This window comes from Chryseobacterium sp. Mn2064 (assembly GCF_049319685.1).
Classification (GTDB): domain Bacteria; phylum Bacteroidota; class Bacteroidia; order Flavobacteriales; family Weeksellaceae; genus Chryseobacterium.
This window is the reverse complement of the sequence record NZ_JBMOUE010000002.1, coordinates 979,071-992,382: the sequence shown is the minus strand read 5'-3', so window position 1 is coordinate 992,382 and position 13,312 is coordinate 979,071. Positions and strand designations below refer to the sequence as shown.

Genomic DNA, 13,312 nt, shown 5'->3' with positions numbered 1-13,312 from the left:
AAGTGTAAAAATTAAAAAAATACTGAAAATGTAATACGGGTTTCCGTAAAAGTTTATTTTCTTCCAAAGTCAGCAGGGTTTTCACCCCAAGCTTTTGTTTCCCATTTTAGAATTTTATTAGAATACTCATTATTTTCTAACCACTTGACAGCTCTATCAATTAAATCAAAAAGTTCTGTATTTTTATCATTCTTTTCCTGACTGGTTCTGACTTTTTTATTTTTTACCCAAGACATAGCATTTTTACTATCAGAATAAATAGGAATATTTATATTTTTTTTCTTACAATAAGCCAACCCATGAACAATAGCAAGAAATTCCCCAATATTATTAGTTCCTCCTTCAAATGGTCCCTGCTTAAATAAAACCTTTTTAGTCTTGGTATCGACACCCTGATATTCAACTATTCCTGTTACTACATTACAAGCTCCGTCAACAGAAATACTTTCTTCAATAGGATCACCAATGAGGGCTAATTCTTCTTTGCTTAATGTTGGTTCAAAAATTTTAATGCCTACAAATTCCTTACTATCACTATTGAAAGCTTTTTCTGCTAGTTCTCTGGTTTGAAAAGATTTGAATTCGGCATTAGGAAATCCATTTGTTTGTTCTTTACATTCTTCCCAACTATCAAATACTCCTGTTTTGTGCCCTTTCCAGACAACATAGAATTTTTGTTTTCCCATAATCCTTAATTTGTGATGGTGTTATAATATAATTTTATGGTTATTCTTTAGCTTTTGAATTGGTTTTCCAAAATGATTTGTTTCAAAAATTGCCATTTGAAATAATTCAAGTTATAAACTTTTATATATCAATGCATTTCTCAACTTCAGCAATCAAATCGTAATTAAACTTAAATTTTCTTTTTTTCTCTGAGTTTATAATTTGTGTTTGATATTTATCTATTAAATACGTTTCTATTTCCAGCCTTCCAAAATTGATTTCAATAAAAGTAATATACAATTCTTCATCAAAATATTTGTCAAGCATTTCTTCTATTTCAGGATCATATTTTTTACTGGATTTAATACCTCCAAATTTTGATTTACCTATGTGCTTTCTGAATGTATGATTAACAGTTTTGGTTATATCAGACATTCTTTTATATAAATTTCCTGTTTCTCCAATATATATTATTTTATTCTTTTCAAAGATTGCATATATGCCAGCAACATTTTTAAAATACTGTTTTCTCCAAATTAAAGTTCTTTCAAACTTAATCTTTGGAGATTTAAATAGAAATTTTTCGGCAAGAACTAAATTTTGATATAATTCTTTCTCTTCAAGATTAAATGTCATTGTTTTTAATATCTACGATGAAAACCAAGACTATTTCTATAAGTATTTGCAGTACTTTTTGAAACCCCCAATACCTTTGCAATTCCATCATCTGACAACTGAGCTTCTACAATTAAAAGCTTTGTTGCCTTTTTCCTTGCTTCCAAATAAATTTCTTTTCTTGAGTTAGAAATAAAATCTGATCTATTAACGCCAGTTTCTAATTCAACAGTCTTTAATATCTGTTCAATTATTCTTTCTTGTTCAGGAAAACCCATTGATTCTTTATTCATATTATCGTTTGTTGAGATTAATTTTTAACTTTTCCTAAAGGATAAATTTCTATTATGGATTTATCAATCGATGGATTTAGAGAATGAAACCCATTGATTTTTAGAATCTCTTTAGTTGAAATTATGTTATATCAATTCATTCTTAAATTCTTTAATCAAGATTTGAGTGATTCTTTCAAAAGTCAGGCTCTAATTTGGATATTCATCCATGATTTCTTTAGTTTCATAGAATTTTAATAAATCTAAATATGCCCTGAAAGTTTTTTTGGTTATCTCGAAAAATTAAAATTCACTCTCCCAATAGTTATTATTTTTGTAGTCTCGTATCCTCATACTTTACTCTCTCAGTTTTCAAAGAAACCAACCAATCCAAATACATTTCTTCAGGCATACTACGATAGCCTATTTTGTGAATGTGAGTATATTCCTTATTCATCAGATCAAACAGTTCTTTAGCTTTTGGATTGCTTAATGTAGCCTGAATATCCTTTGTATTCTGCTCTTTCATTAATTTTTGAAATTGTTTTGTATGGGTTTCAGCTTGTAATAATAAAGCATTAGCTAAATATGGATGAATCTGGATTGCTGTTTCTGCGCATTTCAAAGCAAAACTTCCGTCATTATCGGGAAAACTTCGGTTATAAGCATTTGCTAAATCTACCAATAGTAACGCAAGGCTTTCCTTATTGTTCAGGGCTTTCATAAACACACCGTTTTTAATAGCATCTAAATGAATGAACCCCGAAGCTGATAGCCAAGCATCAATCGGAAATATACCACTTGTAAGCTCAGTATTATACCAACCGATAGATTTGATATTATGCTTGATATAAACATGGTTTGGTGCAAGTGCTAAATTGGCATCAACTCCTAATTCTTCTGCTAAGATTTTGTATAGATAGGGCATTGAATTACAATTACCTTTCTGGGTATCTAATAATTTTGATACAAACAGGTTAGATAGTTCTTTATGACCGAATACATCTTCAAAGTCATAAGTAAATGGCTTGTACTTTACAGTATCATTTTTTATAATCACTGGCGTAGTCTGACACATTACCGTATAGACGGCAGCATACCTGCTAACTTTTTCCTGATCTCTTTCAGTATAGTTAAGCTTTCTGTTAGTAACAAGCTGATTGCAGAAATTAGCTAAAAATTTGATTTTACGGTTTAATTCTTCTGTATCTAATTTCCCCTGATAATAAGCATTTTCTACACTGAAAACAGCAGTTTTGAAACTGTATTGCTCTTTATCATTCAACATATTATCAATGGTTTGGTAAGCATCAGTATAAAAGTGATTTTCTTGAGCTGGTAAAAATGCAGAAGCTAAAATAAATAGGAAAATGTAAATGTCTTTCAATTTTTTATCCATACCAAATTATTGATTACAATTCATTTCCATGTGTGATAGTTGTTGTTTATCTAAATTATAAGAATCAATTATGAGCGGAGTATAATTCAAATTAATGATCTCGCCATTTGCAGGTCTTGGAATATTATCCATAACTTCAATATAATTAAGAATGTTATTTGAAGGAAATAAAGAAAAAGGGCTATTAATCAAAGAACCAAATTTTATTTCTTTTTTGTCTGGAATTGAATAACATAAATAGTTCCAATAATCAGCACCTAAAGCAGATGCGCCAGAAGCCTTACCAATAGCAATTATAACATTTTGTTTTTCATTTAGTAATAAATAAAAATTTGTATCTGTTGTATAAGATACAAAATCTTGAAATTTACTTACTGCCTGCTCATTTCTATTATTTTCCAAAAATTCATATACTTTTATTGTATCGACTTTATAGTATTTCGTACTTTTTAAAGGACTTTTGTTAACCAATCTATATATCTTTCCAAAACAAAATTGCTTTTCATATTCTTCAATCTTTAATGCATTATTTGGATTAATATGTAGTTCCTCTGAAATACTTTTTGTATTGCAACAAATGACAATAACTGATAATAATAGGAATTGAATAATTATTTTGAAATGTACCATCTCTTACCTGGATTTATATATTTTGAAAAAGTTGTATTTCCTATAGCATTTGTAGATTGAAACTTATAGGCACCGTTTGCTTTATAATTTCCTTGCCCAAATAAATCATGTGAAGGGTTTGTAAATAAATACCCTTGCAAATATCTGGCTCTATGTCCACCTCCTGATTTAAAATCTACTCCATCCCAGTGGGTTCCTCCATTGGTAATATCCGCTTTGCTAATAATTCCATAAGCAATAGCTTTATGAACATTATTACGTTTAAGATCTGCGTCGGGTCCAGTTTCATTAGAGTAAGAATATTTATATCCACTTTGTGAACCAGAATCAGTTTTTCTTACTCCGTAAACTCCATAAGGAGATTCATCTGATAATTGATCCATTAAATTATTTCCCTCATTTGATGCTCTATTTTTAAGAACGTCTAAAATTCCCCATGTTTCTTGAAAACCTCCTGTACTTTCTGCATACAGTGTTTGCGCTAAAAAATCAAATTCTTTTGACGTAAGATTTAGATTAGCTTCGGAATTTTCTTTTTTGGCAAGATCCTTAAAATAAGCTGTTTTATTGTTATCAAAATTACTTTTAGCCTTATTAATTTCATGGGTAGTTGCAGCTATTGTTTGATCTTTGCCATCTTCAATATGAGTTTTTTTACCTGAAAAAATATCAATAAAGTCAGTTTCAGGAGCCATTCCTGTTGGATCGGTAAATTTTAATGGATTATTAAATGCATAATTATAAGGCGACCAATCAGGAAACTCTTCGCTCAAAGGGTCTGGACTCATCCAGCGTCCATGAGTATCACCAATAGGCTGAGCATCAGGATCAGATAAATCAACTTCCCTTACTTCAATGATATTGTTTCTTTTAGTATTAAACCTTACCGAGCCAATCACTACAATACTATCAGTATCGTGAAATTCCAGATACTTTCCTTTACTGAGGGTAGCAATCTTGGGATAAACCCCATATTTAGCAAACGGATTTCCAATAGCAATATTTTTTCTTCGTCTCTCTGCTTCCTTTGGAGTTAATGAATCTTTAGTTTTCAAAACTTCATCCATATAAGGACGGCTACGTTCTTCCTTTGTTAGCTTTACAGGATTTACCCATTTCTTTTCGGTTTTGAGTTTCTGAGTTGTTTGATTTTTTTTCTTCACTTGCGCCTGTGTGAATCCAGCTATCACTGCAAAAACAATCAGTAATATTCTTTTCATAGTCATTTGTTTTTATGATTTTTAAAATTATTCATTTTTTCTTTATAGTTTATTAGGATCAATTGGAAAATATCTTGGTTTTTGTTCCTGCTTTTTCTTTTCCTGCGCTTTTTTCAAATTTTCTTGTTCTTGTCTTTCCTTTTGCTTTTGAAGTTGATACAAACGCATTCTTTCTGCCAATGCTTCGCTTTCCTGTTTGTTCTTTTCGGTTTTAAGACCTGCTAACCATGATTCATAAGCAGAAGCAGGCATTTCTGCATATCCTAAATTATCAATAGTATTGAACTGCTCGTTGAGCTCTTTAAACTGTTCAACAGCTTTTGGAAAATACCCAGCTTTCTCCAAATCTCTTTTATCATCAGGGTCAATACCTAATCGTTGTAATACAGAAATTAATCTTGCCCGATCTACATTTGCTTTTTCCATATTAGGAGCAATTCCATTAGGATAAAGCTCCAATGCTTTATCTATTACCTTATTTACAAATTCATCATACCCGAACTTATGTACATATCCCCTCGCTAAATCAAAATAAGCCATTCCCAATAATTCTTTTTTAGAAAGGTTTTCCATATAAATTTTATTCTGCAAGGCTTCTGATTTAATATATCCCGATTCTAAAAATGCATTATCAGTAGGGAACATACCATTGGTAAGCTCTATATTTCTCAATTTTCCTTCATCATCTACAAAACGGATATAAGAATGATTGGGAGCTAACGATAAATAAGTTTCTGTATTCATTTCTTCAGCTAACATCAAATAGTATAAAGGCATTGAATGGCATTGCCCTGAGCCTGTTTTGAGGAGTTTAGAAACAAACATTTTGGAATAATCTTTTTCACCCATATAATCTTTAAAATCATATTCAAAGGCTTCGTGAACTTTTCCTCCTAAAGTCATATCCTTAGAAAAATACTCGAATAACATCAGGTTTTTAGAAACATTGCTTTCCGTATCTTGTTTCATTTCCTTCATTTTCTGCAAAAGTTGCTTTGCCGTTTTCTGGATTCCTGCTTTGAATTTGGTTATATCCTGCTTATTATCATAAAAAGCATTTTCTACGGTAAAATTGACATCAGCTAGTGAGTAGTTTTCAGAATCCATTCCAGAAATCTTGTTAAAAGCATCGTAATAGGCTTTTGTTCCTGCTTTTCCCGATAATGGCGGTAAGTCATACGACATATTTCTGCCGTCCTCTACCCATTTACGAAATTGCATTTCCCGAACTTCTGCCATATCCTGTTCTATCTCACGCATTACAGCATCATTTTGTGGTCTTGTATTTAATCCATAAACATTATTTTGCTGAACTGTATTTGGGGATTTTTGATAGGAGCTTGGTAAAGACGGCTCATAGTTCCTTTGGGCACTCCTACCGTTTGTAATGCTTCCATAATTATTATTGGAATAATTACCTAAACTACTTGCTTGTGGAGTAGGGAAGCTCGGAATTTGACCGACACTCGCCATACTTAAATATAATAGGAGAAAAACGTAAAGTTTTTTCATCATGAATATTAGTTTTTAAGTTATTTTGCGTTTTCCGCAATTTACAAATTTTTCTACGAGTAGTGAAACATATAACCTGTATAAGTTTTTCACAAAGCTAATAGGGTAATGCGCCAAAACTTGTCGTGTTATATCTTATTTTTAATAGTTCTGATAAGCAAGAAACCAATTAAAAATCGGAAACGTTACTTTCTACTCAAAGTGATCTTTAGAGCTAATTTTCGGCATTTCTAAAGCTTTTTACTTGTATTGCTCAATCTCCGACAGGCTTAAAAGGTGCAATTTTTCCTAGTATCAGGGCTTTTCCTCTTTCGGGCTTCATAGAGCCTTTTCAGATAACCCTTACTTGCTTCTTCTTGTATTCTGACTTATATTTTCACTTCTGTATTACTTGTTATTTCAGTAAAACATATCATGCTTTTACTTGCTTTCGACTTGTTTTATTTTCCTTTCAAACCTTATTTGTAATATTTGATTCTTTCAGCCCTCACAACCCACTAAATTTCCGAATGCAATTATGAATACGCCCTTGAAGAGAGCATTAAAATGTAATTTTATAAGTGCCCGTAGAACTTACATCGGCTTTTTCAGCCTTTACATATTTCTTGATCCAACCGATTGATGTTGATACAATGCAAGAATCTGAAACCCCTCCCGATCTTCTGGCAGAAACTACATTCCCTGCTTTATCTACGGTATAGGTAATAGTAATAGAACCGCTTGCCGTACAAATATGAGAAGGTTGTACCCCTCCTCTTCCCATTGTTCCAGGAATATAACCTATCAATTTTCGGTCAATTCCCACTTTGCTATTACCGTTACCATCACCACCCAAAGGATCACCTGCATTTTCGGTTGCCTTATCGTTTTTATCAACATTTTTCTTCGTTTTAGCCTCATTTTTATCAGTCCGATAGTATTTAATTTTTTCCGCTTTCATGAAACCTTCCAAATCTCTGAATGCAATTTTATCCATTTCTTCAATAATTTCTAATACCTTCTTTTTGCTACTTTTACAGTTAGATGAATCAAGATTTATTTCTTTATCATTTTCATTATAAAATTTATCTTTTCTATCCAGTTTGGGGTTTCCATAATTAAGGTATATACCTCTAAATTTAATTTGTTGAGCACATTTATTTTCTAAAAACCATTCCTCTTTTTTTACTGCTCCTAATAGAATTCCATTGTTATCAAAATAGAAATCTTGAGCATTGTACCAATCTCCTATGCCTCCCCAAAAGTTATCAGATTTACTAATGTAAATTATTTTATTATTTTTTTTTATGATTTTGTATGACATCAGTATCTCATTAACAGCGTCTTCATTGTTATCGTTATCGGGATAGTATCTTTTAAGAATGCCATTATCCAATTTATAATAATGTGAAATTTTATCGGGATTATTTTCTATTATTTGATTGGTATACTTTTCAGCTTCTGCAAGTTCCTCATTGATATTTTTCTGACTAAAAACCAGAAAATAACTAATGAATGCAATGGATGTTATTAATTTTTTCATGATTAATTGATTTGTATTGAATCTCCCTGCTGATTGGGAACGTTAGTTTCAGCTTCAGAATTCTGGGATACTTTATTTTTTTCTCTCATTTTAGATTGTTCTTCATAATAATTATATCCCTTGCTAGGTTTATAACTTTCAACCCTTGTTATATCAACTCTTTGAGTATTGTGATCTTTGCCACTTTTATTTTGTTTGTTGCTGAAGTTATCTTCTGCAAGATTTTCATCACTGAAAAGGACTTTTGTAAATCCTAAAAAACCGTAAGCTGTGATTAGGTTTTCTTTGGAATCCTCGTTACGATAGTCTAGTTTTCTTACTAAAACAAAATCTTCCTCATATATCCCAAGATTGGAATATCCTTTTTTAGAAAGAGTATTGGAAATAAAGTTTTGGGAATATTTCTCCGTCATTTCTTCTCCTAAAAAGAAGTTTTTCATCGTTTTAAAAATCTGAGGTTTTTGTAGTAAGATTTTATCAACAATAGCATTCTGCATTTTAGCCCGATCAGGCTTTAAGAAAAAAGCAGAAACGCTAAACAATATGATTATACCAACGATTATATAAAAAGAATAACTTTCTCCTGATTGAGCTTTTTGAGTGATGTAAAGGTCGTTTACACTCTTTTTAGCAACATCTTTATCTCTTGAATCACGACTCTCATCAGGAAACATCATCGAAATATCCCGTAATATTTCTAAAGCAAGGTCGCTGTTATAATCGTCTTCAAAGGTTTTTTTCCTGCGCTTATATTCTTCATCAAACATTCTTTTTTGTTCTGAATCTAAGGCATCGTATTTTATCCGAACCAGTAAAGAGAAATCACTCATAATTATATTTTTTAATTGAGGATTTCTGAAGAAGTGAGTTCACAAATGATTTTATTTTGCTAATTCCATTTATTTCAGAATTAGTTTTATGAGAGGTAAACCAGAAGAATAATAGGTCTACAAATAAGAATGTTTTTTTCATAGTATAATTTTTTTAAGTTCAATTATACGCTTCAACTCTCAATATTTTTTACGGAAACCCATAAACATAAAAAAAGCTCGAAGCGTTAATCTTTACTCGTAATCGAGGGAGTCGAAGCCCTGTGGTACAAAGTAAAGCAACGCCCGAGCCTAAACCCGAGCATTTGCCAAACCTTTCCCGTACCACTTAAAATTTCGACTTTTCGATTACAGGAGTTAGTTCGCTAAATGCGGTATTTCTATTTTATTTTAATAATATTTTATTCTTATAATTTCATATTTTTATCTTTTACAAAGATAGCTAAAATTTTAGGGTAACTACGTCTAAAAATAAAAATTCAATTATCTAAAGATGCAGTTACCCTATTAAAATCTGAGACAATTAAAACTTAAATTTGTTCTTCATGGCTTCTTTCATCATATCCGTATTAACATTAGCATAATTAGCCGTAATACTTATATCGGTATGTCCCATCATTTCTTTAACAATTGTTATCGGAACATTATAATAATTAACCATCATCGTTCCGAAGGTATGCCTCGAAACATGGAAGGTCAGGTTTTTATTTAATTTGATAGCTTCCGCAAGAGTTTTTAATCTGGAATTATCATTCTGATTGGTTACGGTAGGGAATAGAAGTTCATCCTTGTCCTTTCCTTTACCATATTGTTTAGCCATTACAAAAGCTCTCGTATTCAAAGGTATTTTAACATCGTTATCCGTTTTAACTTGTTTTTTAGTAATGATTTTTGCTTTAAAATCAATATCTTTCATCTTTAATGTATTAACATCAGAATGTCTTAATCCTGTTAAGGAGGCAAATATGAATCTATCTTTAGTTAATCTCATCCCAGAGTTAGGGTTTACTTTTATTTTAACGAAACTTTCAAGTTCGTCTGGAGTAAGAAAAACTAAACATTCGGATTTTTCTTTATATTCCTTGTTGATGTAAGGGTTTTCTATCATTAGCTTATGTTTGATGGCTAAATTAATGATAGCATCCAGATTCTTGTGATGATTAGCGATTCCATATATACCGTCGTTTTTCTTTCTTAAAAAAGCTTCAAAATCTTCGATAAACATTAAATTTATTTCAGCAACATCAATACGTTTTTTAAACTCTTTAAGATATTTTCTAAGCAAATTATACTTATATAGGGTAGGCTCTTTAATTTTTTTGGATTTTATTGCGAGCATTTTATCAAATACCGTATAGAAACAGTTAAGATTAACGCCATTGTAGAAGTCTTTAATATTTTCGAGCGTTAAAGTCTGCTTATTGTTAAGCTTATTCAAGCAAAATTTTTCTAGCTCCAAAGTAATATCTTTTAAACGGACATTTAGCTCTCCAAAACCTTTACCAATACACGTTTTAGTTTTATTGTTCCATTCTTCAGCAAATAGCCTTTGTTTGGTTGGAAGCTTCATTACTTTAGAATGTAATCTAACCTGAACATTAAGCGGGTATTTTCCGTCAACTCCTTTTTTATCCTTTCTTAGGATGATTAAAATAGAAAATTCTTTTTTCATTTTTTTAAATTTTAATATTTACACAAGAATTTTTCTTGCTTTCATTTACATTAACTCTCCTAAAAATTAAAAAAGGAGCGAAGATAGAGAATTGTTTACAATAATCAAAATTAAATTGATGAAAATCAACTAGTTGGTTGTTTTATGAGAAAATGGAAAAATTACAATTTGGGAGAATTCTTAAAAATCCCTTGTCGATATATACCTCAAAATTGGAAATTCTGATTTTACAGGGTAATTATACGCCAACATCATATTATGTTTAAAATAGAGGTATTATGAAAATTCCCCCTTGGATTTTACAGGGGGAAATTTTTTATATTGAATATTAATCAGAAAAAGAAGTGCCGAAAATCGAAATTATTGAAATTCTGGAATAGGGTAGTTCGCTTCATTAAAATTATCAAATTTTAGAAGTTCAAGCCCTTGTCATATTTAGCCTAAAACAAGAATTTGGTTACAAAATTTCCCCTTTGGTTTTGGCAGGGGGAATTATAGGGGGAATAAATCTTGGGAAAGAATACTTCAGAATACTACAAACAATCAGCTATGAATAACAAAAAAGCCCCTATTGAAGGGGCTTTGAGCATTTTCACTCGTGAATGTTGTGGTTTCTCCAGGAATCGAACCAGGGACACATGGATTTTCAATCCATTGCTCTACCAACTGAGCTAAGAAACCATTATATTGTTGTTTGACTTACTTCGTTGTTTTTAAAGTGATGCAAAAGTAATATAATTTTTTGAATTATTACCGATGTTTTTGTTTTTTTAATGTCTGTTAGTCTCTTTTTATCGCTAAGAGTAAGATTAACAGGGAGAAAAATTACCATGAGAAGATTAAAAATCAGCACAGAGCAGGAAATGATGCTAAGAAGGCTTTCAATCATTTCTGAGTAACAAATCTAAAAACAAAAAAACCTCTAAAAAATTAGAGGTTTTCAAGTGGTTTCTCCAGGAATCGAACCAGGGACACATGGATTTTCAATCCATTGCTCTACCAACTGAGCTAAGAAACCATTATGTTGTTGTTTATTACTTCGTTGTTTTAAAGTGATGCAAAAGTAGTACGTTTTACTATACAAAGCAAGTATTCATCGTACTTTTTTATGAAAACACCAAAAAGTTATTGATTATCAGTCTGATTATTTTCCTGCTCCTTTCGGATTTGTTCACTCATCTCTTCCAATACCGGTTTGATCGTGTTTTCCGGAAGATCACTGATTCGGATATACATTAATCCGTCAATTGCATCATTGAAGTTCGGATCTACGTTGAAGGCAATTACTTTCGCATTCTGTTTAATGTATTTCTTGATCAAAACAGGAAGCCTTAATTCAGGTTCAAGATCATCAATGATCTTATCCAGCTTGTTCAGATCAGATTCCATTTCTTCAAAGAAGATATTTTTATCCCTGTCCCGAAGTTTTACCTTATACTCATTTCTCGGAGTGATATACTGAGCCACTGCAGAATCAAAATAATTGGAACGCATAAACTCGATCATCAGAGACTTTGAGAACTCAGAAAACTTATTGGAAATACTTACACCTCCCATAAGGAATTTATGATCAGGGTTTCTCAGACATACATGTACAATTCCTCTCCATAAAAGGAAGAGTGGAAGAGGTTTCTGCTGATATTCCTGGCAGATGTAGGCACGACCCATTTCGATCACCTTTTTAAAGAAAGGATGAATGTCCTGCTCGAACTCAAATAAAGAGCTTGTATAGAATCCTTTGATGCCATACTTCTTCATCACCTCTCTACCTAATGCCATTCTGTAGGCTCCGGCCAGTTTTTTCTCGGCGTTATCCCAAAGGAATAGATGATGGTAATGCTTATCGTACTCATCAAGGTCAAACGGAAGGTTGCTTCCTTCACCTACTGCACGGAAAGTAAGCTCTCTCTGACGTCCGATTTCCCTCATGATGGATGGAATTTCTTCGTAAGTCGTAAAGTAAATCTCATAATTTCCGTTACTGAATAACATTTTATCTGTTCCCCTAAGCTTGTCAACATCTTTTATAATGTCTTCAACCGGAGTCTCATCAATGATATTCTGAACGATATTTTCTTCCTTCAGTAGAGGAAATTTTACAGACAGATTCTGAAGATTAATGCTTTGAGCAAGAGATTTTCTTTTTTCATAGTAAGATTTCATCATATACACCTTACGTTTCAAAAACTCTCCCAATTCTTCAATGGTTTCCATCTCATCCATAGCCTTTACTGTAATGGGACGCCCAATTCTGATCCTGATAGGCTTTTCTCTATCATTCATCATTTCAGCAGGCAACATTAGGGTTTGTAAATTCGGGTGAAGTTTAGCTACCTGATAAAAAAGTCGGCTGTTCTTAGCATGGAAATACATAGGAACTACCGGCACTTTAGCCATTCTGATAAGCTTAAGTGCCGTTTTTTCCCATTCTTTATCTAGAATTTCTCCGTAAGGATTGTTTTTATTGGAAACTTCTCCTGCCGGGAAAATACCTACACAGCCTCCGTTTTGCAAATGCTTGAGAGTTTCACGCATTCCTGAAGAGCTGCTGTAAGCTTCTTTTCTACCTTCAAAAGGGTTTACTGCAATTACATACGGTTCCATAGGCTTTATCTTCTCCAAAAGGAAATTACCCATTACCTTGAAATCCGGACGAACCTCGGATAAGACCTTGCACATCAAAATCCCGTCAATAGCACCCAGGGGATGATTGGAAACCAATACAAACGGTCCTGTTTTCGGAATTTTTGCCAGGTCTTCTTCAAAAGCTACATAGCTTAAGTTTCTCTCTCTCACAAATGAGTCGAAAAAGTCTTTGCCTTCCTTGTCTTTTAGTTTATCGTATAATTTGTTTACTTCGTTTATTTTGGCAATGCTCATTACAGCGGATGCTATCGGATTCTTGAGGAACCCGATTTTACTTAAGCCGGAAGCTTGGATTAGATCGTTTTTCGAAATTAAACTCATGTGTGTT

Annotated in this window: 11 protein-coding genes and 2 tRNA genes; all 13 read right to left on the bottom strand. The window is 32.1% G+C overall.

Going from position 1 to position 13,312, the window contains the following annotated elements:
• Nucleotides 1-53 precede the first annotated feature (53 nt).
• A complete protein-coding gene (locus ACL9RH_RS11590) occupies nucleotides 54-686 on the bottom strand; it encodes a viroplasmin family protein (RefSeq protein WP_422693520.1) in 633 nt (210 codons plus the stop codon).
• 121 nt (nucleotides 687-807) lie between these two features.
• The gene (locus tag ACL9RH_RS11585) at nucleotides 808-1,302 is read right to left on the bottom strand and encodes a GIY-YIG nuclease family protein (protein WP_422693519.1); all 495 of its coding nucleotides are present in this window, start codon (nucleotides 1,300-1,302) and stop codon (nucleotides 808-810) included.
• A gap of 5 nt (nucleotides 1,303-1,307) precedes the next feature.
• Nucleotides 1,308-1,574, bottom strand: coding sequence for a hypothetical protein (locus tag ACL9RH_RS11580; protein ID WP_422693518.1), 267 nt, complete (start codon nucleotides 1,572-1,574; stop codon nucleotides 1,308-1,310).
• A gap of 307 nt (nucleotides 1,575-1,881) precedes the next feature.
• Complete coding sequence (locus tag ACL9RH_RS11575; protein ID WP_422693517.1) at nucleotides 1,882-2,952, bottom strand: hypothetical protein; 1,071 nt, start codon at nucleotides 2,950-2,952, stop codon at nucleotides 1,882-1,884.
• 6 nt (nucleotides 2,953-2,958) lie between these two features.
• Nucleotides 2,959-3,582 carry a hypothetical protein gene (locus tag ACL9RH_RS11570; protein WP_422693516.1) on the bottom strand — a complete coding sequence of 208 codons (624 nt, stop codon included), beginning with the start codon at nucleotides 3,580-3,582 and terminating at the stop codon, nucleotides 2,959-2,961.
• Nucleotides 3,564-4,802: an RHS repeat domain-containing protein gene (locus ACL9RH_RS11565; RefSeq protein ID WP_422693515.1), complete on the bottom strand. Its 1,239-nt coding sequence runs from the start codon at nucleotides 4,800-4,802 to the stop codon at nucleotides 3,564-3,566. Before ACL9RH_RS11565 ends, ACL9RH_RS11570 begins: the two co-directional genes overlap by 19 nt.
• 42 nt (nucleotides 4,803-4,844) lie before the next feature.
• Nucleotides 4,845-6,317, bottom strand: coding sequence for a hypothetical protein (locus ACL9RH_RS11560; RefSeq protein WP_422693514.1), 1,473 nt, complete (start codon nucleotides 6,315-6,317; stop codon nucleotides 4,845-4,847).
• A 538-nt stretch (nucleotides 6,318-6,855) separates the two neighbouring features.
• Nucleotides 6,856-7,836, bottom strand: coding sequence for a hypothetical protein (locus ACL9RH_RS11555; protein ID WP_422693513.1), 981 nt, complete (start codon nucleotides 7,834-7,836; stop codon nucleotides 6,856-6,858).
• Nucleotides 7,837-7,838: 2 nt separating this feature from the next.
• Nucleotides 7,839-8,666: a hypothetical protein gene (locus ACL9RH_RS11550; RefSeq protein ID WP_422693512.1), complete on the bottom strand. Its 828-nt coding sequence runs from the start codon at nucleotides 8,664-8,666 to the stop codon at nucleotides 7,839-7,841.
• 523 nt (nucleotides 8,667-9,189) lie between these two features.
• On the bottom strand, nucleotides 9,190-10,338 hold the full coding sequence (locus tag ACL9RH_RS11545; protein ID WP_422693511.1) for a tyrosine-type recombinase/integrase: 1,149 nt from the start codon (nucleotides 10,336-10,338) through the stop codon (nucleotides 9,190-9,192).
• Between the two features lie 608 nt (nucleotides 10,339-10,946).
• A tRNA-Phe gene (locus ACL9RH_RS11540) sits at nucleotides 10,947-11,019 on the bottom strand.
• A gap of 264 nt (nucleotides 11,020-11,283) precedes the next feature.
• Nucleotides 11,284-11,356: transfer RNA gene (locus ACL9RH_RS11535), tRNA-Phe, on the bottom strand.
• Nucleotides 11,357-11,463: 107 nt separating this feature from the next.
• The gene (locus tag ACL9RH_RS11530; protein WP_422693510.1) at nucleotides 11,464-13,305 is read right to left on the bottom strand and encodes a lysophospholipid acyltransferase family protein; all 1,842 of its coding nucleotides are present in this window, start codon (nucleotides 13,303-13,305) and stop codon (nucleotides 11,464-11,466) included.
• Between the last annotated feature and the right edge of the window lie 7 nt (nucleotides 13,306-13,312).